Annotated in this window: 23 protein-coding genes and 2 pseudogenes; 8 read left to right on the forward strand and 17 right to left on the reverse strand. The window is 61.2% G+C overall.

Annotated features, from left to right (window positions below):
• Positions 1-104, forward strand: a pseudogene (locus JYJ84_RS07230) (transcriptional regulator); the annotation flags it as partial.
• 271 nt (positions 105-375) lie between these two features.
• Here JYJ84_RS07230 and JYJ84_RS07235 read toward each other — a convergent pair.
• Positions 376-615 carry a hypothetical protein gene (locus JYJ84_RS07235; RefSeq protein WP_174956778.1) on the reverse strand — a complete coding sequence of 80 codons (240 nt, stop codon included), beginning with the start codon at positions 613-615 and terminating at the stop codon, positions 376-378.
• Positions 616-683: 68 nt separating this feature from the next.
• On the reverse strand, positions 684-923 hold the full coding sequence (locus tag JYJ84_RS07240; RefSeq protein ID WP_012339005.1) for a hypothetical protein: 240 nt from the start codon (positions 921-923) through the stop codon (positions 684-686).
• 723 nt (positions 924-1,646) lie between these two features.
• Between JYJ84_RS07240 and JYJ84_RS07245 the strand changes: the two genes are divergently transcribed.
• The gene (locus JYJ84_RS07245; protein WP_012339004.1) at positions 1,647-1,850 is read left to right on the forward strand and encodes a cold-shock protein; all 204 of its coding nucleotides are present in this window, start codon (positions 1,647-1,649) and stop codon (positions 1,848-1,850) included.
• Positions 1,851-2,078: 228 nt separating this feature from the next.
• On the opposite strand, the gene JYJ84_RS07250 is transcribed toward JYJ84_RS07245, so the two are convergent.
• Positions 2,079-2,234, reverse strand: coding sequence for a hypothetical protein (locus tag JYJ84_RS07250; RefSeq protein WP_155772935.1), 156 nt, complete (start codon positions 2,232-2,234; stop codon positions 2,079-2,081).
• Between the two features lie 157 nt (positions 2,235-2,391).
• Here JYJ84_RS07250 and infA point away from each other — a divergent pair, with 157 nt between their 5' ends.
• Together infA and JYJ84_RS07260 are read left to right on the forward strand one after the other, a co-directional pair.
• Complete coding sequence (gene infA, locus JYJ84_RS07255) at positions 2,392-2,637, forward strand: translation initiation factor IF-1 (RefSeq protein WP_122948221.1); 246 nt, start codon at positions 2,392-2,394, stop codon at positions 2,635-2,637.
• 94 nt (positions 2,638-2,731) lie between these two features.
• Positions 2,732-3,016, forward strand: a complete 285-nt coding sequence (locus JYJ84_RS07260) for a hypothetical protein (RefSeq protein WP_175220824.1) — start codon at positions 2,732-2,734, stop codon at positions 3,014-3,016.
• A gap of 248 nt (positions 3,017-3,264) precedes the next feature.
• Here the strand turns inward: JYJ84_RS07260 and JYJ84_RS07265 are convergent, their stop codons facing one another.
• The 3 genes from JYJ84_RS07265 to JYJ84_RS07275 all read right to left on the reverse strand — a co-directional run bounded on the left by JYJ84_RS07265 (position 3,265) and on the right by JYJ84_RS07275 (position 5,093).
• Positions 3,265-3,513: a hypothetical protein gene (locus JYJ84_RS07265; RefSeq protein WP_226268164.1), complete on the reverse strand. Its 249-nt coding sequence runs from the start codon at positions 3,511-3,513 to the stop codon at positions 3,265-3,267.
• A gap of 129 nt (positions 3,514-3,642) precedes the next feature.
• Positions 3,643-3,798 carry a hypothetical protein gene (locus tag JYJ84_RS07270; protein ID WP_165940524.1) on the reverse strand — a complete coding sequence of 52 codons (156 nt, stop codon included), beginning with the start codon at positions 3,796-3,798 and terminating at the stop codon, positions 3,643-3,645.
• An 890-nt stretch (positions 3,799-4,688) separates the two neighbouring features.
• Positions 4,689-5,093, reverse strand: a complete 405-nt coding sequence (locus JYJ84_RS07275) for an antitoxin Xre-like helix-turn-helix domain-containing protein (RefSeq protein ID WP_175220822.1) — start codon at positions 5,091-5,093, stop codon at positions 4,689-4,691.
• A gap of 613 nt (positions 5,094-5,706) precedes the next feature.
• On the opposite strand from JYJ84_RS07275, the gene JYJ84_RS07280 reads away from it, so the two are divergent.
• The gene (locus JYJ84_RS07280; RefSeq protein WP_374102093.1) at positions 5,707-6,489 is read left to right on the forward strand and encodes a helix-turn-helix domain-containing protein; all 783 of its coding nucleotides are present in this window, start codon (positions 5,707-5,709) and stop codon (positions 6,487-6,489) included.
• Between the two features lie 83 nt (positions 6,490-6,572).
• On the opposite strand, the gene JYJ84_RS07285 is transcribed toward JYJ84_RS07280, so the two are convergent.
• Complete coding sequence (locus JYJ84_RS07285; RefSeq protein ID WP_175220820.1) at positions 6,573-6,797, reverse strand: DUF3562 domain-containing protein; 225 nt, start codon at positions 6,795-6,797, stop codon at positions 6,573-6,575.
• Positions 6,798-7,109: 312 nt separating this feature from the next.
• Between JYJ84_RS07285 and JYJ84_RS07290 the strand changes: the two genes are divergently transcribed.
• Together JYJ84_RS07290 and JYJ84_RS07295 are read left to right on the forward strand one after the other, a co-directional pair.
• On the forward strand, positions 7,110-7,373 hold the full coding sequence (locus tag JYJ84_RS07290) for a cytochrome C (protein WP_175220818.1): 264 nt from the start codon (positions 7,110-7,112) through the stop codon (positions 7,371-7,373).
• A gap of 53 nt (positions 7,374-7,426) precedes the next feature.
• Positions 7,427-7,801, forward strand: coding sequence for a DUF3564 family protein (locus tag JYJ84_RS07295; protein ID WP_175220816.1), 375 nt, complete (start codon positions 7,427-7,429; stop codon positions 7,799-7,801).
• A 120-nt stretch (positions 7,802-7,921) separates the two neighbouring features.
• Here the strand turns inward: JYJ84_RS07295 and JYJ84_RS07300 are convergent.
• Positions 7,922-8,232 (reverse strand): annotated as a pseudogene (locus JYJ84_RS07300) (hypothetical protein).
• A gap of 330 nt (positions 8,233-8,562) precedes the next feature.
• Complete coding sequence (locus JYJ84_RS07305) at positions 8,563-8,733, reverse strand: DUF2964 family protein (protein ID WP_175220814.1); 171 nt, start codon at positions 8,731-8,733, stop codon at positions 8,563-8,565.
• Between the two features lie 483 nt (positions 8,734-9,216).
• Here JYJ84_RS07305 and JYJ84_RS37630 point away from each other — a divergent pair, with 483 nt between their 5' ends.
• A complete protein-coding gene (locus JYJ84_RS37630) occupies positions 9,217-9,474 on the forward strand; it encodes a hypothetical protein (protein WP_236027379.1) in 258 nt (85 codons plus the stop codon).
• A gap of 299 nt (positions 9,475-9,773) precedes the next feature.
• Here JYJ84_RS37630 and JYJ84_RS07315 read toward each other — a convergent pair whose 3' ends face one another.
• From JYJ84_RS07315 to JYJ84_RS07350, 8 genes are all read right to left on the reverse strand, one after another.
• A complete protein-coding gene (locus JYJ84_RS07315) occupies positions 9,774-11,156 on the reverse strand; it encodes an aspartate aminotransferase family protein (RefSeq protein ID WP_098553540.1) in 1,383 nt (460 codons plus the stop codon).
• Between the two features lie 53 nt (positions 11,157-11,209).
• On the reverse strand, positions 11,210-12,715 hold the full coding sequence (locus JYJ84_RS07320) for an aldehyde dehydrogenase (RefSeq protein ID WP_374102092.1): 1,506 nt from the start codon (positions 12,713-12,715) through the stop codon (positions 11,210-11,212).
• 20 nt (positions 12,716-12,735) lie between these two features.
• The gene (locus tag JYJ84_RS07325) at positions 12,736-13,902 is read right to left on the reverse strand and encodes a P1 family peptidase (RefSeq protein ID WP_175220812.1); all 1,167 of its coding nucleotides are present in this window, start codon (positions 13,900-13,902) and stop codon (positions 12,736-12,738) included.
• Positions 13,903-14,098: 196 nt separating this feature from the next.
• On the reverse strand, positions 14,099-15,274 hold the full coding sequence (locus JYJ84_RS07330; protein ID WP_374102094.1) for a porin: 1,176 nt from the start codon (positions 15,272-15,274) through the stop codon (positions 14,099-14,101).
• 459 nt (positions 15,275-15,733) lie between these two features.
• Positions 15,734-17,119, reverse strand: coding sequence for an amidase (locus JYJ84_RS07335; RefSeq protein WP_240201840.1), 1,386 nt, complete (start codon positions 17,117-17,119; stop codon positions 15,734-15,736).
• A 107-nt stretch (positions 17,120-17,226) separates the two neighbouring features.
• Positions 17,227-18,267: an extracellular solute-binding protein gene (locus JYJ84_RS07340; RefSeq protein WP_175220807.1), complete on the reverse strand. Its 1,041-nt coding sequence runs from the start codon at positions 18,265-18,267 to the stop codon at positions 17,227-17,229.
• A gap of 42 nt (positions 18,268-18,309) precedes the next feature.
• The gene (locus JYJ84_RS07345) at positions 18,310-19,026 is read right to left on the reverse strand and encodes an ABC transporter permease (RefSeq protein WP_205182721.1); all 717 of its coding nucleotides are present in this window, start codon (positions 19,024-19,026) and stop codon (positions 18,310-18,312) included.
• Positions 19,027-19,121: 95 nt separating this feature from the next.
• Entirely contained in the window at positions 19,122-20,000 is an 879-nt protein-coding gene (locus tag JYJ84_RS07350) for an ABC transporter permease (RefSeq protein ID WP_205182723.1), read from the reverse strand.
• Between the last annotated feature and the right edge of the window lie 46 nt (positions 20,001-20,046).

The following is a 20,046-nucleotide window of genomic DNA, read 5'->3' on the forward strand; positions in this document are numbered from 1 at the left end:
TCTCGACGCAGATTACGAAGGAATACGTGATCGGCGACGAAAGCGACTGGCTACAGCATTTCAGGAAAGATCTCGAAGCGGGTGCCTTCGACCGACTGGAATGATATCCCGACGCGACGCGCCGCACTTGGGAGGAAGTTCGGCTCACGAGAGTCGCGGACTTCGAGGATGCGGAACGCATGCGGCCCGATCTGGCGGTGATGAGCCCGTTGGAGGGAGTGCTTGCTGCCTTGGTCTGTGGCCCTCCAAGGATGGCCATTCTCTCGACCGACCTTCGACACCGCGTCAGCCTGCTTTGGCAGCAGCATGTATTGCCGTCGGCCTCGATCCCGGCGACGCCCTGATTGCTCGGGCGGCTGGCGTGCCACCCGAATTTCAATTCATCGACGCGGGGAGATCGTCGACCAAATTCGCGTCGAGCCATTCGAGCGCCCAGTTTTTCGCAAAGGCAATCGCATCCTCGCGCACGTCGAAGCCAGCCAGATCTCCGCTTAGTTGAACGTCGCACTCACTGCCGTCTGCACGATCGATGCTAATCCGCGCGTGTGCCATGTATTCCCCGTCGGCCCTGCGCGGTGTCGGGTCGATATGGAATCGGGTTGAGTCGAGTTGCATTTTCCTTCCTCCTTCAGTTGCTGCGGGGCCCGTGGCCACCGCGAAGCGTATCGTCGCGACCAGAACAGTCAAAGCTTGAGGAGTGCCATGATCTGGCCTGCTTCCTGGTCCGATTCGTAGCTCGCCATTCCGCCTTTGCGCAACAGCGCGCGGATCGAGAAAAACATCAGGAAGGCATCCTCATCGATTTCATGACGACGATCGAGAATGACGCCGTCCATCTCGGCACGAGCGTCATACGGCAGGAACTGTTCGATGACACCAGAACCATCGCGTCGAATCCATTTCAACAGGTCTTTCCTGTTCATATCCAGCCTCCCGACGTTGCCGGCGCGCCATGCGCCAGGCGTGTTTGAGTCTGTGGCGGCGCCGCGGACGCAGAAACAGGATGGACCGAGGAAGAGATCAGGACGCGTTATCCAACACGCTCGTGTCCTGTAGACATGCATCGATCAGGCGCTTCGCATACTCAGCCGATACGCGGCGCGCTCGTCCGCATTGCGCGGTTTCGATGAGAGGCCCGATCACGTTCGGAGGGGGGCGCCTTGAGTGGCGCGGGAATCGGTAGCGAGTCAGTCAACAAATCCATCCTACGCCCATTGGCGAACTTGTACAGCGAAAGTTCTGCGCGAACCGCCGCATGGCATGCCGCCCCGATTGGGCGCGGCACGGACCGGCTCAGCCGCGTGTGAACAATCGCCGATACGCGGGGAGATGGTGCCCTGACGGTATCGTCGAAATTTCAATTAGACATTCGAAGCAAATCAAAACCGAGGAGCCAAGGGTATACAACCGGGGCGAGCCTCGCCGATCGCGGCGTGTTCTTGCGCTGCCACCCGAAATGCTCCGACCGAAACAGCTTGACAGGGTGTTTGGTCCCCCGTAGGGTGGGTGTCTGAAGCCTTCAAGAAGCGCGATTGCTGCTCATCACTGACCGCGGAACGCGGTATTCGTTGTCCTCTCCCTCCTTGATCCTTTTTCGTGCCCCCCTATCGGGGCGCATACATTTGTCCAATATCAGGAGAATTTCCGTGGATACCGGTACCGTCAAGTGGTTCAACGACAACAAAGGTTTTGGCTTCATCACGCCTGACAGCGGCGGCGACGATCTGTTCGCGCACTTCTCGGAGATTCGCGGCGATGGCTTCAAGACGCTGGCCGAAGGTCAAAAGGTCAGCTACGAGACGAAGCACGGGCCCAAGGGCCTGCAGGCGTCGAACATCGTTCCTCAGTAATCCACATCATTCGTCGGTCCTGCGTGCAGGATCGGCCACGCAGTCATCGTCGGGGATCTTTCGCATCTGCCGCAGGCGCCCACATTCCTGCTGCGGCTACCGTTTCGCCTCAAGACGTACACCCCAAGGAAGAAAGTGGGGGATGCCGCGCATCCGGCGGCGAACAATCGGGCGCTCATTCATCGTGAGTTCGCGATCGACGCATATGGAGGTGACTTCGACCATGAGTCAGTTGCGCAACAAGAAATCACTCGCGAGACCACGGCGCTCCAAGGATTTGCCGGTGCTCGGCGCGGCGCTGAACTGGGTGCCACCGAAGGCACCCTCTGCGCCCGCCAAATCGAGCGGGAAGAAGCGCTCCACCGAGACGCGATAACGAGACACGTTAACGCCGGACGAGGTGCGGCCCGCATGTCGCGTTGGTACGCGCCCCCCACGCATGGGCGTTTTCGATATTTGCACTGAAACCGCTCCCTGTCGGGGACCGGATATCCGCACGCCGCTGTGATTGCGGCGCGTCACATTGATTGGAGAAATTGATTTGGCAAAGGAAGAATTGCCGGAATTGGACGGCGTCGTGGATGAGGTGCTCCCGGACAGCAGGTTTCGCGTTACCCTGGAAAACGGCGCGGTCGTTGCGGCGTACGCATCGGGCCGCATGCGCAAACACCGCATCCGTATTCTCGCCGGCGACCGGGTTAGGCTGGAATTGTCGGTCTATGACCTTACCAAAGGGCGTATCAATTTCCGGCACAAAGACGAACGGGCTTCGCCCGGTGTGCCTTGAAACCGATTTGTTCGACGCTAACCATGTAGCGCCGATACAGGATTGATTGCACTCGTCTACGCAATTCGTAGCCATCAATCACCAGGAGTTCATCATGAGTATGCGTACCTATCGCGGATTCGAAATATATCCGCTGATTTATCCTCACTTTCACACAGGCGCTGGCCGTACTCACAACCACGAAGCCGGTGTCGACGCGGCGGTCAAGGTTTGCCTGCGCGGTACTGACACCACGCTGACCCGGAGCCAGACCTTCAAGCTTGTAGACGGTTCGCCGTTTGCCAGTGCCGGTGACGCACGCCGGGCTTCGCAACGTTACGCAGAAGACATCGTCGATCAGAACCGAGGCGAACATTGGATGTTCGACGCAGTTCTTTGATACGGCTCTCTGTTGAACAGCAGCGCGCGTCAATCGGAGACGCGCGTCCCGATCTGAAATTGCGCGAGCCGACGCCATACTGCCGGTCAACGGGAAACTCGCGTCGTAACACCGACATTCCTTTCTGTCCCGTGCTCTCAAGGCAGATCAACGGACGAGCGGCCGCATTGTGCGACTGGCGCGCTACGCGCTGATGGACGTCGCGTTGCCGATCGACGTTGCGTAACGACCAGGCCGCCGACGCAGATTCAATCGATGCCTTGCGCCTTTTCGTGCCCTTGGATTTGCTCTTCGAGCAATCTGCGCGCGAGCGTTCGTGCGGCGTCACGGGCCTCCACGTCCGATGCAAAATCCCCTTCGGTATCGTATTGCTCAGAGGTGCCGGGATCCTCTCCGATGCGGTGCAAGTGGACGATTCCGCGATAGCGCTCAGACGTGGTCTGCATCACGCGAAGGCGTGCCACGTGCGTGTGGGTTGTACACACTTCATCATCCATGATGTCTTCCTTGCCACGCCCCCCTGGTGAGACAACCAAATGGTCGACTTCATGCGCCCGCCTGCATCGGTGCGTTTGGTCCCCGGTAAACTTCGGCAAGGCGGGGTTATCGCCGCCAGCGCGGAGATGTCAATGTTTGCGGTGTATCCACCCCAAGTGATGGGAATCCAACCACTGAACGACTTCCATACTTGAATGTTCGCTCTGGTAACGGCGCGCCAACGCGACTGCAACCACCGCGACCACCGCAAAACCAACCACCCAACCAATCATCGACTGAGTCATGACAGTCTCCTTGCGGAATGCAGCCATGACTGAATTCTAGGCGTCTTGGGGGAAGGATTCACAAGTCCTGCGCCACGCCGTGCGGACGAAGCGCCTCCACATGCACGATCGTGGGGAAGGTACGCTCGACCTCCACCTGATCGGTCGCGCCCCATATCCAAGGATCTGGGGCGCAAGCGATTAAGCAGGTCATACACTGGAAAATGGTCGCGTCGGAAAGCGAACCTCTGCTGTCTCGGCACCAGGATGTCGGCAAACGCGCGCTCATGCGTCGTGCGACAGGCTGCGTTTGATCAGCCGCCGGGCCAACAGGCGCCATCCGATCGCTTCAACGCCGCCGACATCCAGAACGGATCGCTGCTCTCAGGTCGCCCGGGCGATAGGGGCGCATGCTCGGTCGAATCCGAGATATCTGTCGCCATGCGTCTCAGGGGTCGAGGCGGAAATCCTGTTGACGTACGAGCCGCGGTGAGGCCTGACCGTCACGCGGCCCACACATCAAATGATCATAGAACTGTACTCATTGCGTGAAGCGCTCGAAGCCAAGGCGGCGAGCCTGGCAGCGCAGCATGCGTATCTGCTCGATACAGACGCCGTTCGCGACGCCGTCCCAATTGTGCGCTACACCCGATGTTGAGGTCCGCAAACTACCGTTCGTTGTGTGCGAGCGGGTGCGAAATACACACTTTCGCGCGGACATACGGACGAACGGGAGCGAAAAAGAAAATGCCCGCTCATCAAGCGGGCATTTGAAGAGGTGGGGCGAGAACATGCCGCGGAACCACGTCCAAGCCGGTAAGCCCCGCTCCCTGTTTTCTTTCGCCGAACATAGCTGGCTACGACGTGAGAGTAGCCGCTATTTTGCAGACCCGCAACGGGTGTACCCGACCCTATCCGGCTGCACCGGCCTCGAGCGATGTAACGTAACGCAGCAGGTCTTCAGTGCGCCCTTCTGAAACGAGCTGCTCAGCAGTCTTGTAATCAAAGGTCGGCAACGGTTCATTGCGATACCAGAAGAGCGCCCTCTGAACGTCGCCGGAGATATCGGTAGCCGCTCGGATGATCCGAAGTGTGTCCCGAAGGAACTTCTGCACGCTTTCGGAGCCCGCCAGTCGGCTCAAGGTATTGCGATGGACATGGGCCAGCCGTGAGAGCGTTTGCATATCGATATGCAAGGCGGCCGCGAACCGGCGAGCTGAGACGATCGGCGCGCCGCTATCACGGTCCCTCAACGACTCCATGAACTGGTCGAAACCACCAGATGGCGTTGGGTCGTAGTCGACGTTTGGATCCATAGCAGATTGATCAACGCACACGATATGCACATTTATAGCACATGCCGATCAGCACGATCGGATTCTGATGCGCACTTCTGCGCCGATGCTTGTTGCCAAGCTCCGCCGAGACGCGTAGTCGGAAGTGGGCAGCATCCCGAAGACGACTTTTCTGAGAATTCCCGTGCCCAAGGACACTTTTTCTGAGATGTGCGCCATGCGGTTGTCTCAAAAAAGATGTCCAAGTCCTTGATCTGTCTAGGGGGCCAAAGACACCTTTTCTGAGAGCCCACACTTCACCGGCCGCAGCCGTTGTCAGCATCCTCCTACAGCCGTTCTCCAAACCTTACCTGACTTTCCATCGCGGCCTATTTCAGACCGGCCGCGGGCGAACCATACTGCTTTACATGGAGGCCCGAGCGCCGAACATGCCGTCGCCAGCCTTGCCCGTCGATTGCACCGCACGGTTCCGTGTCCCGGGTCGCCGCCGCTTCGCAGACGAAATCGCCAGGTTCCACGCTGTGCACAGCCGGCCAATGACCAGGAACGAATTTTTCGACCAGACCGACCGCGCCACCACATGACGCCCCCCACGCAGTGGCGTTGCACCCAACCGAGTAACCAGGAGCAGATCATGCTGACTGCCCAACCCCACGAAAATGCCTGTCCCGCCGTCGCGTATGCGATGACGATCGCACTTCATCCTGTCGATCGGGACGAGCGGGTGAAGCGTCCCGGCGCGCGCCGCTCGACCTGCTCGGTCCGTTCGGCGTGCATGTCGGCGGAACTCGACGATGCAGACCTGGCTGTCCTTGACGAGGTGGTCTGCACGCCCCGCTCGGTCAAGCGGGGCGAGTCGCTGTTCCACGCGCACGATACGTTCCAGAGCCTCTATTCGGTCCGCACCGGCTCATTCAAGACGATCGTCATGCATCGCGACGGCCAGGAGCAAGTGACCGGATTCCAGATCGCCGGAGAAACGCTCGGTCTCGACGGCGTGTGCAGCGGGCGTCACAACAGCGATGCGATCGCGCTGGAGGACAGCATGGTCTGTATCATCCCGTTCGGCCAGCTTGAGAAGGTTTGCGCCAAGGTGAGATCGATGCAGCACCACCTCCACAAGATGATGAGCGGCGAGATCGTGCGCAAGTCGTGCCTGATGATGCTGCTGGGCACGATGTCCGCGGAACAGCGCGTCGCGGAGTTCCTGTTGAACTTGTCCGAACGCTTCAGGGCGCGCGGCTATTCGTCGGCCGATTTCAACCTGCGCATGACGCGCGAGGAAATCGGCTGCTATCTCGGGATCAAGCTCGAAACGGTCAGCCGGATGCTGTCGAAATTCCAGCGCGCCGGCCTGATCGACCCGCATGGCAAGCAGATCCATATCATCGATCTGGCCGGGCTCGCCCGCGTCTGAGCGCTGGCCGCCGGAGCCGAGTCCGGCACCCACGTATCCCGCAGGCTCGACCCGGTTCCGTCGAATACCCTCGCGTGCATCGCCTATCCTCCCGGTTCCGCCCCCCCCGGATGCCCGCCTGCAGCGTCCAGTGACTGCATGCGCCGGCTCACGCGACGAATCGCGAATATCCGCAGGTAATCATGCACGCGGGCATCTTTCGTCAGCGCCGCGATTTCGTCGTCGAGCATCCGCCGCAACGCGTCGTCCGGAATCGACAGGTCGCGCGCCAAGGCCGCCAACGAGGCGAACAACCGATCCTGGTTCATCACTGCCCTCCTGCAAGGACACCGCCTTCATCCGAGGTCGTCCTGGCTGAATCCATTGAAACGCACGGCAGCGCCACCGCGCTTGACATGCGTCAACGCGCCACGGATCGATGCGCGGCCCGGGCCGCGGATCCAGGCGGCCGGCGAGCGCGTGGCGGCGTTTGACTTGCATCAACCGCGGGCCCGCGACCACGCATAGACTGGGGCGGACTACTTGCAGAACACCGCGCGATGACGACCGCTCCAATGACACGCATGCCGTGATACCTACTCGCCTTCGCGTGGCTCGCGTTCGGGACGGCGTCGGCCTGGGTGCAGGAGCCCGCCGTGCTCGTCGATCGGCAGCATTGCATGTTCTGCCACACCACCGACATGCCGTTCCTCGCACCATCGTTTCGCGAGATCGCGAAACGGTGTCGGGACACGCCGCATGCCGAGGACACCCTCGTGGACAAGCTGAAACTGGGCGGCAGTGCGCACTGGGGCGACACCGCGATGCCGCTGCCCGCCGAGCGTGTCGGCACGCTGTCCTCCGAGGACACGCATACGCTGATTCGCTGGGTCATGAGCAAGTAAAAGCCTCGACCGCCGATGACGGCGGCCGCCCTCCTTTCGATTCGGAGCCCATCGTGCGAATCACCCTGCATCTCGATACTTTCGCCTGCGACAACCCTTCGGCCTATGCCATTCTCTGGATCGACACGGCCATGCGTCGCTGGTCGCGCGAGGGTCATGCAGGGATGAACCTGCCCGTGTGGGGGACGCTCGTCCGCGAGGGCGGCGCCACCCTGATGACGGGTCCCGACAACGCCGGCGCCCTGTGCTGCCTCGACGATTTCGATCTCGACGCGCCGTCCGGGCCGTTCGAAGGCCAAGCCGGCCTCGCGCGCTGGCTGCGCGATGCCCGGCAGGCACCAGTACCTGGCGCATGGCGGGTGCAGTGTGTCGACGATACGGCGGAGGTGCCGGAGCACGAGGTCTTCACGGGCGACGAAGACAATTAGCCGGACCAGAGGTACCGACCGTGCCGCTCCCGTCATCGCGGCGGATCGACTCACGCCTGACGAACCGCGGCAGGCCGGTGCATCGTGCCATGGCGAATCGCGTCCGGTGCGCGAGACGTGTCAGCGCAAGTTCTCGTGGGTTTCAGCGGCCGCGGTCCCGGCGAGTTGCCGCTCGGCGATGTCGAATGCCCGCTTCAGCGCGTCCACGGGATCCACGCCCGCCATATGCGGAACGAGACGGTTCCCCCTTTGCGCGTGATCAGATCGAGTCGTACGTCATACCTCGGCTGGCAAGTCGACGCGTCCATCGCTTCGATCGCGAGATGGCAGCGAGACAGTTGCGTACAGAACGGCTCGAGGCGCATCAACTGGATGCTCGCTTCCGCCTCCAGCAGAGCCGCCCCCGCGAAGCCGAAGTAAGCGATCTGCATCCCGATTCCCATGTTCCGTTCCTGTTGATCACGCCGATTGAGTGCGAGAGCCGGTTCATCAGTGTGGTGCGCTCGCAATACCCGATTTCGGGCGTTCATCCTCCGCGGTGAGGGTCCTGCCTCGCTGATGTGAGTCAAGCGACGGACATCGCCGCACGCTGTCCGCCAACCGGCGCCGGTCTCCTGAAGTCGGCGCCGACCTCCAGCCCACCGGCAGCGCGGCGCAGAAATTGACCGGCAACACCCGCACATCGACCGCTCGGTGCGCGGGTCGGACAACTGAAGCTTCGGCGACACGCAGGACCGGACCCGCGCGATTCGCGGGATCGTTCACTGCCGCATCGCGATCAATCCCGCGACGCCCGAACAACAGGACAGTATGCCAACATAAAGCGCCGAGCCTTCGTCGACCAGCATGGCGTGCACCGTTGCGATGAGCCCGACTTGCGACGCGAAGATTGCAACGTTGGCAAAACACTGGCGAAACACGTTGGGAAACATGTCGCCCTCCTGGAAAGGGATGATCAGTGCGATGTTTCAGGCATCCGCATCGGTAGCCCGGGAGGCATAAATCATCAGCACGGGCAGTCGGCCACGAGCAGGAACCGTTCGGCCACGCTACCCGGCACCGCGTACCGGATACCGCGGCGGCCTGCGGAGCGGCAAGTCGGATCATACATCTGCCCACGCTGATCGCCGCGCGAAACCATCGAACGTGGAGAACAAAGCCACGCCTTCATCTTCGAAGCTTCGGAAGCCGCATCGTTGACTTTTATCAAGAGCCGTTGCGGTTCCGACTGTCCCTCGGAAAAAGCAACGGCGCCGCCCGGATTGTGTGGCGGCACGGTCGACGACGCACGGCGTCCCCGTTCGCGCTAGGTAGCGCGCGCCAGGCGCTCACTGCCACTGCGGCCCCTCGTTCCTCTTGGCATCGCGAAAGTCTTTAGCGACCACGTGCTGCCAAGCGGCGGTGTGAGCGGCACAATGCTGGTCGCGCGCGGACTGATTCGGCGACGCGTCCCTGCCGAAATTGCCACGGCGGCGATGCTGATCGGCTTGCTCTCGTATGACACCGCCTATCTGATCGTCATGCTCACCAGTGCGGGTAGTCGCGCAGGCATGCAGTCCTATCGCACCGAATCAGGCAAGCTCATTAAGACTTGGCTTTCGATGCAGCCACTCGGCTCGACTTGGACCGGCACGCCTCAAGAGCATTTGACCAGCCAGCCGGGGATCGCGTAAGGTTGCTGCAAGTCAGCACGCCAACGTCTAATGTTCACGCTGGATCGGACGTTCGTGAATTCCCGTAGGCAGAATTCGAACGTCCGTATCTGGCTGCGGATTCAACCGGTCGATGCAACGGCAACTGGCCTAAAGGCGAGCTTCGCGCTTGCACATTGGGGCCGCTGGTAAGTTCGGACGGCCAAAGCAACTTTTCGCGGTCACATGAACACGCAACCCACCGATGCACCTACCAACGTCACTCCAATGAAACGGCAAGGCTGGAACTGCATACGCCAGCCTTGGGTTCGCCCCGCCGACTAACGCAGCACGGTGCGCGCGGTCGCATCGACCGCATCGCGCATCTTGCCGATCAGCTCGTCGATCTGCGCGTGATCGATGACGAGCGGCGGTGCGACGATCAGCCGGCCGCTCGTCGAGCGCACGATCGCGCCGAGCTCGAAACCGACCGTCCGGCTGTGCCAGGTCAGATCGCCCTCGTTCGCGAAGCGCTCGCGCGTCGCCTTGTCCTTCGCGAACTGGATCGCGCCGACCGCGCCGACGCCCTGAATCTCGCCGACGAGCGGATGATCCGCGAACGCGTCACGCAGCGCCTTCTGCAGATACGGACCGGTGTCGGTCTTCGTGCGCGTGACGAGCTGCTCCCGTTCGAGCACGTCGAGGTTCGCGAGCGCCACCGCCGCGGCGACCGGATGGCCCGAATACGTGAGCCCGTGCGCATATACGCCGCCGCGCTCGACCAGCGCCTCCCCGATCCGGCGGCTCATCACCAGGCCGCCCATCGGCACGTAGCCCGACGTTAGGCCCTTCGCGATGCAGATCAGATCCGGCTCGAAACCGAAGTACCGGTGCGCGAACCATTCGCCGGTACGGCCGAAGCCGCCGATCACTTCGTCCGCGCACAGCAGCACGTCGTACTGCCTGCAAATCCGCTCGATCTCCTGCCAGTATCCGTCCGGCGGGAAGATCATCCCGCCCGCGCCCTGGAACGGCTCCGCGACGAACGCGGCGACGCGGTCCGCGCCGAGTTCGAGAATCTTCTTCTCCAGCGACAACGCCGCCTGCTTGCCGAACGCCTCGGGCGTCAGGTCGCCGCCGTTCGCGTACCAGTAGGGCTCGTCGACGTGCGTGACGTTCGGAATCGGCAAATCGCCCATCTCGTGCATGAACGACATCCCGCCGAGCGACGCGCTGCCGACCGTCGAGCCGTGATAGCCGTTCACACGCCCGATCATCACCTTCTTCTCGGGCTTGCCCATCACGTCCCAGAAGCGGCGCACGGTGCGGATCAGCACCTCGTTCGACTCCGACCCGGAGTTCGTGTAGACGACGTGGCTGTAGCGATCGCCGAGCAGCGCGAACAGCCGCTCCGACAATTCAACAACAGCTGGATGCGTCGTATGAAAGAACATGTTGTAGTACGACAGCTCGCGCATCTGGCGCGTCGCGGCGTCGACAAGCTCGCTTCGCCCGTAGCCGACGTTCGTGCACCAAAGGCCCGACATGCCGTCGATGTAGCGTTTGCCGTCGTTGTCCCACAGATGGACGCCCTGGCCGCGCACCATCACGCGCGGCCCTTCGGCGTTCAGTGCCTTCTGGTCGACGAACGCATGCAGATGGTGGGCGGCGTCGCTCTTCTGATAGTCGCGCGTTTCGCGACGCGGGATCTCACGGGTGTTCATAGTCGTCTCCTTGCGGGAAATAATCAGATGTTGAGGGGAATTCAACGCGCGGCTCACCATGTGATCCACGTCGTCTTGAGTCCGGTGTACTTGTCGAGCGCGTGCAGCGACAGATCGCGGCCGAAACCCGACTGACGGAAGCCGCCGAACGGCGTCTGCGTGCTCAGCGCGTCGACTGTATTCACCGACACCGTGCCTGCACGCAGCTTCGACGACACGCGATGCGCGCGCGCGAGGCTGCCGGTCCAGACCGACGCCGCGAGCCCGTAAATCGAATCGTTCGCGATCCGGATCGCTTCGTCTTCCGTATCGAACGGGATCACCGCGAGCACCGGCCCAAAGATTTCGTCGGTCGCGAGCGGGTCGCCGGGCGCGACGCCGGTGAAGATCGTCGGCTCGATGAACCAGCCCTTGCCATTCACCCGACATGAGTAGCCGCCCGCGACGAGCTTCGCGCGTTCACGGCCGCGCGCGATCGCTGCGCCGACGCGCTCGAACTGCGCGCGATCGACGATCGCGCCCATCCCACTCGCTGGATCAAGCGGATCGCCGGGGCGATACGCGCGTGCCTGCTCGACGAGCCGCGCGACGAATTCGTCGTGAATCGAGCGCTGCACGAGCAGCCGCGAATTCGCGGAGCACACTTCGCCCTGATTGAAGAAGATCCCGAAGCAAGCCTTGCGCGCGGCGAGATCGAGATCGTCGGCGTCATCGAACACGAGGTTCGGGCTCTTGCCGCCGCATTCGAGCCAGACTTGCTTCAGGTTCGACTGGCCCGCGTATTCGAGGAATTTCTTGCCGATTTCGGTCGAACCGGTGAACGCAATCACGTCGACGTCCGGATGCAGGCCCAGCGCGCGGCCAGCCGTTTTGCCGAGACCGGGCACGACGTTCAGCACGCCGCGCGGCAGGCCGGCTTGCTGCGCGAACTCCGCGAGCCGCAGTGCGGACAGCGGCGACTGCTCGGCCGGCTTCAGTACGACGCTGTTGCCGGCCGCGAGCGCGGGTGCGACCTTCCACGCGACCATGTCGAGCGGAAAATTCCACGGCACGACCGCGCCGACAACGCCGAGCGGCTCGCGCGTGACGATCGCGAGATTGCCGGGATCGGTCGGCGCGACTTCGCCGTACAACTTGTCGGCCGCCTCGCCGTACCATGCGAACAGACCGGCCGCGCCGGGCACGTCGACCGCATAGGCGTCGGCGACGCGCTTGCCCATGTTCAGCGAATCGAGCAGCGCGAACTCGTGCCCGTGCTCGGCGATCAGTTCCCCGAGCCGGCACAGCACGCGCTTGCGCTCTGCCGGCGAACTACGCGACCACGCGCCGGATTCGAACGCGACGCGCGCCGCGCGAACCGCGCGGTCGACATCGTCGACATCGCACGACGCGACGTTGGCGATGAGCGTCTCCGTCGCCGGATTGATCGCCGGGAACGTGCAGCCCGATTGCGCGTCGACAAAGCCGCCGTCAATCCAGGCCTGCGTCCGTGGCTCGACACGTGCCGCGAGCGTTTGCCATTCCGCATGGCTGGGTTGAGTCGAAGACAGATCGGTCAATGCGAACTCCCACTAAAGATTCAGATTTCCTGCGGCCGCCGCGATGATTTCAGGAAGCGACGTCGTACACTGGCTCCTTGATCGCGCGCGGGGTCCCGCCGCCACCCCGTCTTCCGCAATGCGTCCAGCAGACGGTCAATACCGATTGATTGGACATTAACGCCCTGCCCGTCCGTGTCGACCGCTGCAACAAGGGCATTGAGAATCGCCTCCTCGACCGCATCGGCAGCCGCAACAAATAGCGACGTCATGAAATCCTGATTCACGCTTTGCACCGCGGTCAGAAGAGCGCTTCGGCTGCTGTAATCGGCCGGAGGCATTCCATCGTTGCCGACCGAGAACGCGAGAAAAATGTCCCCACTCGAATACTCGGTTCCGCCACCGACGCGTGCGAGGCCAATCCCAGCACGCCTTGCAAGCTGGGTGCATTGATGCGGCAGCAGCGGCGCGTCGGTCGCAAGTGTGACGACGATCGAACCCATACCCGGCTCTCCCCGCTCAGACTGCGCAAACGGCGACGGCACATCGCGCAGCACTTCCCCGACTGGATAACCTGCCACGCGCAGTGCATCGCGACGACCATAGTTCGCCTGCACGATCGCGCCCACCGTCCAGCCACCGTCGGCCGCATCCAGCACACGTGAAGCGGTACCGATGCCGCCCTTGAACTCGTGGCAGATCATTCCGGTACCACCGCCTACCCCTCCCTCGGCAACAGGCCCCCCCTTTGCGTCTTCAAGGGCCTCGCGTACGTGCGCAGCAGTGACATGCTGCCCCCAAATGTCGTTCAGCACCCCATCGAACGTTTCCAGCACGACCGGCATGCACCAGTAGCGGCTTGTGCCCACCGACGCGCGTTCGGCCTTGACCAGCGCGTCGCGAACGATGCCAACACTGTGCGTGTTCGTATATGCGATGGGGGTCGTCAGCAAGCCTGATTCGCGTACCCATTCGAGACCAGTAGCGTCGCCGTTACCATTCAGCACGTGGCAGCCCGCATAGCACGGCGACAGCCGCGCGCTACCGGGACGTGGCTCGATAACTGTGACACCGGTCCGCACGGACTGGCCCGCGTAGTCGCAAACGACCGTCGCATGGCCAACCCGAACTCCGGATACATCGGTGATGCTGTTCAGTGGCCCCGGCCGACCCTGGCCAATCCGGATCCCGAGATTATGGATACGCATCTATGTTCTCCGTTAGGCGGTGCGACATGTGTCGCACCTGTTTTTTACTGCTCGCTTGCCATTTCTGATAGCCACGGCATATGTGGCTGCAACCATCGGCGAGATTGAACCAAGCTCTGAACTACAGCCAACAATCCAACTCCGCGTACCCATGCTTTGTCGGTGAGTGGAAAGGGATCAAGCGAGCGGCCGCAATTCAAAACTTGTGACGGATGCCAACGCGGGCCATGAATTGCTTGCTGGTTGACGACGGGCCAGCAGCATCAGGATTCACGGCAAACTCAAGCCCGGTTCCGGTGACACCTGAATCGCTCGCAACCTTGACGTAAGCAGCCTGAGCATAGACATCGGTTCGCTTCGACAGGTTGTAATCGGCCATCAAACCAAACTGATGGTATTTCGGCTTAGCGCTGCCACCTGTTGCACCATCCAACGTCGCCTGCGTGTAGGTGTACATGCCGGCGGCATAAAACGCCGGCGTGAACTGGTACTTGGCGTTCACCTCGTAATTGTTGAATTTGAGCGATGTTGCCGCTCCGAGTGTCGGGCTGGCCGCAAAGTTCGCGTACTGGGTCGCCGTCGGCTGCGACAGGTTTGTGTGCGTGTACGCGAAACCCACCGTTGCGGATCCGGTCGTGTACGCAATGCCCGCTCCGAAGACGCGTTGATGAATGGCGGTCCAACTACCGTCCGGGTTGCCGTTCGGACCGATAGCTACGGCGCCTGCCGTGCCCGCATTGGGGCGATCGACATTCATATAGGCGGCGGCAAGACTAACTGGACCATTGCTGTACTGCGCGCCTACGCTGATCGCACGGTTCATCCCGAAATTGGTCGAGTTGCTGAACGCATAGGCACCGCCAAACGAGAAGCCGCTGTAATCGACGCTCGTGTACTTGACCGCGTTATTGAGTCGGAAGGTGTTGTCGGTGTTGTCGTTATCGTAGGGGTGCGTGAACATCCCGCCGCCCCAGTTGCCATTAGCCGTCATCGGCGCCAGGTAATCGACGACAGAGTCATATTGGCGACCAACGGTCACCGTGCCGAACGTCGCGCTGGACATTCCGATATAAGCCTGACGTCCAAACTCCGCGCCTTCTTGACCCAGCTTGCCGCTGTTGACGTCGAAACCCGATTCCAGCTTGAACACCACCTTCAAACCAGCGCCCAGGTCTTCCGTGCCTTTCAGGCCCCAGCGGGTACCCTGCACATCACCGCTCGACAGCGCATAGAGCTTCTTGCCGCCGACATTGTTCGTATAGTCCAGACCTTCGTCGATCAGGCCATACAACGTCACACTGCTTTGCGCCTGCGCAACGCCCGTGAATACACTCAACACACCCACTGCAAAAAACGTCCTTTTCATTTCGATCTCCAAGATTTCACCTGATCTGCCCGGATGTCGCGTATCGCGTCGCCAGGCAGGCCTCAGTTGCTAGTTCTATTTTTTACGTAGTGCGACGAGTCACGATTCAAATAACGTGCGCAAGTCGATACCAACGCACCGTCGATCGGTACATCAAGACCAATTTCTAAAATCGTTCAACGCAATTTCGTATACCTAATCATATGCGTTAAATGAACGCGCTGTCATGGCGGGATGTGGGGCAGACCCGGCTACTCCGAATCCGGACCCGCCCCTCCTCCCGTTCCCGATTGATAACCGCACATCGCCATGGTCTTGAGAAACGCTTCCGATCCGGAGCGATTCCATTCCCGTCCGTTGCCAGCGCATCTGTAGTCGGCAAAGACCATGACGTTAAATGGACGCGCCCGGATAAAGCACGGATCTGCGCGGGCCGGCTCGATTGCGTGGCCGTTCCGCTTAAAATCAGGCGTTGGTACGCATCAGCGAATCGAGTTCGCGCTCTTGGGTGGCCCATTTGCCGATGATCGCCTCGATCGCCGCCGCAACCGACAACAACGCCGCTTCGCCGCGCGGACGGCCCGCAATCTGAATCCCCACCGGCAAACCATCGCTCGTCATGCCGCAGGGAATCGAGATCACCGGAAGTCCCAGCAGCGTCAATCCATAAGTGATCGCCAGCCAGTCGATATACGTACTGAACTGCCGGCCAGCAGCGCTGGTCACGTAAGTCTCTTCGACGGGAAATGGCGGAACGATCGAGGCCGGACAAATCACGACCTCGTATTCGTCGAGCAGGGCCATCATCTGGTGGAACAACGCGCCGCGCGTGCGTTGTGCCTCGGCAATCGACGGGCCATCGAGCGACAGACCATACTCGATGTTTCCGATCACATTGGGATTGAGCAACCCGCGATGCGCCGCCAGCTCGTCGGCCAGATAGGTGGCATAGGACACGCCGCGCAGCACATGAAATGCGCGGGTACCCTTCGACAGGTCGATAGTCGGTAGATCGATATCGATGCCGGCTCGACCAAGACTGTCCATCGCCGTAGCACAAATCGCCAGGATTTCGGGTTCCGCCTCGGCAATGCCGAGGCCTGGGCTGTAACCCACCCGTGCGGGCTTGCGAGGGCGCAGTGCATGATCGAGGAACGGTGTAGGCGGGTTCGGCATCGAGAGCGGTGCACGGCTGTCGGTGCCGCACATCGCGTCGAACAACAGCGCCGTGTCGGCCACATTGCGCGCCATCGGCCCCTGGACCGCCATCGTGTCGAACGGATCGGGTGCCGGCCCGGACGCGAGCCGGCCTGGCGTCGGCCGCAACCCGACGACACCGCAGAATGCCGCCGGCGTACGCAGCGAGCCGGCCAGATCCGAGCCGTGCGCGACCCAGGCGGTTCCAGAAGCAAGTGCCGCTGCAGCGCCGCCGGACGAACCACCTGCCGAGCGCGACAGCTTCCACGGATTGCGCGTCAATCCCAGCACCTTGTTTATCGTGTGGGCACCCGCGCCGAATTCCGGCGTGTTGGATTTCGCGTAGACGATGCCGCCGCTCGCTTCGATACGCGTGGGCGTCGCGTCCGTCGCGCCAGGCACGAAGTCCTCGTACACTCGCGAGCCATAGGTGGTACGCACCCCTTTGACAGCCGAGAGATCCTTGATCGGCACCGGCAATCCGCAAAGCAACCCCCGCTCGGCGACCGGCTTGCGCAGCAGCGCGTCGGCGTGCTCATGCGCACGTTCCCAGCACACGATCGGCAATGCATTGACATGCGGCTCGACGCGATCCATTTGCGCGGCCAGCGTGTCGAGCAGATCGTGCGGGCTGATCGCTTCGCTGCGAAGCATATCGACCACCTCACAGGCAGATCGATCAATAAGGGATAATTGAATAGTCATACTAAATACATACCCTATGAAAAATTACAGATAAGCTCAGTCGCGTAAACCTTCAATTACTTGAGCAGTTCCGTCCAGATCCGGTCATGCAGGCGGATCGCCGGTGCCGAACAAGCTTGCTGCTCGAAGACCAGTTTTGTGCCAGCTGGCGGATTCATGGCTTGTGCACCCTTCACGTCGGCAGCCACGTATGCATCCGATCCGTCGATCGCGTTCTGATATTTCAGGAAGTTGGTATTCATGGCCGCTGCCTTCGGTGTCAGCAGGAACGCAATAAACTTTTTCGCGTTTTCGGGGTTCGGCGCCCCCTTCGGCATCACCACGTTGTCAACCCAAGCGATCGAGCCTTCCTTGGGATACGCATAGCGGATCGAATGCTTGAGATCAGTCGCACGTTGCGCTGTACCGCTCCAGATCGCCGACATGGCGATTTCGCCGGACACCATCGATTCGCGAATCGCCCCGGCCTTCGAACTGTATGTTTTCACGAACGGCTTCTGCTGCTTGAGCACGTCCAGCACTTTCTGCATCTGCTTCGGATCTTCGCTGCAGAAAGGCACGCCGACGTAGAACGCTGCCACCGCGATGGCGTCGTTGGGGGAATCGAACATATTGAGCTTCCCGCGCAACTGCACCGGTGGATCGAACAATACCTTCCAGCTATTGATGTCACCGCCGTACACACCCGTGTCTACCGCGAAGCTCATCGTGCCCCAGACATACGGAACGGAATAGGTGCCATCCGGATCCCATTGGGGCTTTCGAAAGCGCGCATTGATATTGTTGTAACCCGGAATGTTCGTTGCATCGATTTTCTGGATCAGACCTTCGCGCGCCAACACCGGGACCATTTCCTGACCGCTCACGGCCAGGTCGTATCCAGCGCCGCCCTGCTTGAGTTTTGCGAGCAGAGTCTCCTCGGAATCGTAATTGTCGATATTGATCTTGATGCCGGTCTGCTTCTGAAACTGGGCAATCAGATCCGGTGCGATGTAGCCGGACCAGGTGTACAGGTTCAGGCTACCCTCAGCATTCGCAACCATGGCTGGGGCAACGCAGGCGAAAACGACGCCGGTGGTGCTCAGAAATTTCTTCATGACCTCTCCGTTGGGTGTGATGTCTTGCCGTGTAGAAATGGACTACGAACGCTTACGGCCACCATTGCCGATCATGTGCGCCGCAACGACCAGTGCCACCGAAACCGCGAGAATGATGGTCGAAGCCGCGTTGACGTCGGGTGTGACGCCCATCCGCATCAGGCCGAAAATGAAGATCGGCAAAGTCGTCGAACCGGCCTGCGCGACCAGTACTGAAATGATGAAGTTATCGAGCGAGACCACGAAGGCGAGCATCAGACCCGACACGATGCCCGGCATCAACAGCGGCAGCGTCACATAGCGCAACGTGGCCCATTCGCGTGCATAAAGATCCATCGCCGCCTGTTCGAGGCGCGTATCCATCCCTTGAAGACGCGCGCGGATAGGTAGGTACGCAAACGGAATGCAGAACACCGTGTGTGCGATGATCAGATTGCCCGCGCCGAGCGAGAGTCCGATCGCACTGAAAAATCCCAATGTCGCCACGCCGACCACGATCTCGGGCAAGACCAGCGGCAGCATGACGAGCCGCTCGGACATCGCGGTGGTGCGCGTGCGCTTTCGGCGCGCGATGGCAAGCGCGGCCATCGTCGCGAGCACTGTCGAAAGCGATGCCGCGGCAAGCGCAATCACGACACTGTTCTGGGCCGCATCGCGCAACGCCGTATTCTGGAAGACCACTTCATACCATTGCAGGCTGAACGATTTCCAGACGGTGGCCGACGTGCTGCCGTTGAAAGACAGGACCACAAGCGCCACGATCGGCGCATACAGGTACAGATAGAACGCCCCGGTGATCGCGCCGAAACCACTGAAATGGTTCGCGCGAAATCGGGCTGGCCGTTGAAAAAAGCTCATTGCGGACTCCGTGCACGGGATGCGGCAAGACTGGATCGAACCAGCGAAATCAGCGCGCCGGCCGTGACGATGGCTACCAGCAGCACCACGGCGAACACGGAACCGAACGGCCAGTCGCGTGATTCGGTGAACTGCCGGTAAATCAGATTGCCGAGCATCATTTTCTTTCCGCCTCCGAGCAATTCGGGGGCGATCATCGCGCCGAGACAGGGAATGAAGGTCAGCATGCAGCCGGCGACAATGCCCGGCGCGGCCGCGGGCAGCACGACGCGCAATAGCGCCTGGGTTTTGGTCGCGTACAGATCATGCGCGGCCTCGATCAGGCGAATGTCCATCTTCTCGACGCTCGAGTAGATCGGCAGCACCATGAAGGGCGCATACGTATAGACGAGACCGACAAGCACCGCGCCGTCGGTGTAAAGCATGGCGATAGGATGGTGAGTGATCCCCAGCGCCTGCAGAACGCCGTTGATTACACCCGTATCGCGCAGCAGCAGGATCCACGCATAGGTGCGCACCAGCAGGTTGGTCCAGAACGGAATCGTGATCCACAGAATCAGCCGGTTGCGCCGGGCAGCGGGCTGCAACGCGATATACACCGCGACCGGAAAGCCGACCAGCATCGTGATCAACGTCGTCATGCCGGCAACCGAAATCGAACGCAACGCGATCATCAGATACGCGTTGGTGAAGCTCAGACTATCGTCGAGATTCCGCTCGAACAGGAGCTGGACATAGGCGTCGAGGCTGAATTGATGCAGCACACCGCCGTAGCCGTTCGCCGCCATGAACGAATACGCCACCACCAACAGCAGCGGTGCCACCAGAAATACCACGATCATCAGCGGCGCCGGCAGCAGACTGACGAGTTGCAAGCGCCGTTCGCGACGGCTCAATTGACTGGGGGTGGCAATGAGCGGT

This window comes from Burkholderia sp. LMG 13014 (assembly GCF_905232215.1).
In the GTDB taxonomy this organism is placed as follows: Bacteria; Pseudomonadota; Gammaproteobacteria; order Burkholderiales; family Burkholderiaceae; genus Burkholderia.

Excerpts from the sequence above, each read along its gene's own strand:
- JYJ84_RS07235 (WP_174956778.1), bottom strand. The coding sequence starts at position 615 with ATGCAACTCGACTCAACCCGATTCCATATCGACCCGACACCGCGCAGG.
- JYJ84_RS07240 (WP_012339005.1), bottom strand. The coding sequence starts at position 923 with ATGAACAGGAAAGACCTGTTGAAATGGATTCGACGCGATGGTTCTGGT.
- JYJ84_RS07260 (WP_175220824.1), top strand. The coding sequence starts at position 2,732 with ATGAGTATGCGTACCTATCGCGGATTCGAAATATATCCGCTGATTTAT.
- JYJ84_RS07265 (WP_226268164.1), bottom strand. The coding sequence starts at position 3,513 with ATGGATGATGAAGTGTGTACAACCCACACGCACGTGGCACGCCTTCGC.
- JYJ84_RS07270 (WP_165940524.1), bottom strand. The coding sequence starts at position 3,798 with ATGACTCAGTCGATGATTGGTTGGGTGGTTGGTTTTGCGGTGGTCGCG.
- JYJ84_RS07275 (WP_175220822.1), bottom strand. The coding sequence starts at position 5,093 with ATGGATCCAAACGTCGACTACGACCCAACGCCATCTGGTGGTTTCGAC.
- JYJ84_RS07280 (WP_374102093.1), top strand. The coding sequence starts at position 5,707 with ATGCTGACTGCCCAACCCCACGAAAATGCCTGTCCCGCCGTCGCGTAT.
- JYJ84_RS07285 (WP_175220820.1), bottom strand. The coding sequence starts at position 6,797 with ATGAACCAGGATCGGTTGTTCGCCTCGTTGGCGGCCTTGGCGCGCGAC.
- JYJ84_RS07305 (WP_175220814.1), bottom strand. The coding sequence starts at position 8,733 with ATGTTTCCCAACGTGTTTCGCCAGTGTTTTGCCAACGTTGCAATCTTC.
- JYJ84_RS37630 (WP_236027379.1), top strand. The coding sequence starts at position 9,217 with ATGCTGGTCGCGCGCGGACTGATTCGGCGACGCGTCCCTGCCGAAATT.
- JYJ84_RS07315 (WP_098553540.1), bottom strand. The coding sequence starts at position 11,156 with ATGAACACCCGTGAGATCCCGCGTCGCGAAACGCGCGACTATCAGAAG.
- JYJ84_RS07325 (WP_175220812.1), bottom strand. The coding sequence starts at position 13,902 with ATGCGTATCCATAATCTCGGGATCCGGATTGGCCAGGGTCGGCCGGGG.
- JYJ84_RS07335 (WP_240201840.1), bottom strand. The coding sequence starts at position 17,119 with ATGCTTCGCAGCGAAGCGATCAGCCCGCACGATCTGCTCGACACGCTG.
- JYJ84_RS07340 (WP_175220807.1), bottom strand. The coding sequence starts at position 18,267 with ATGAAGAAATTTCTGAGCACCACCGGCGTCGTTTTCGCCTGCGTTGCC.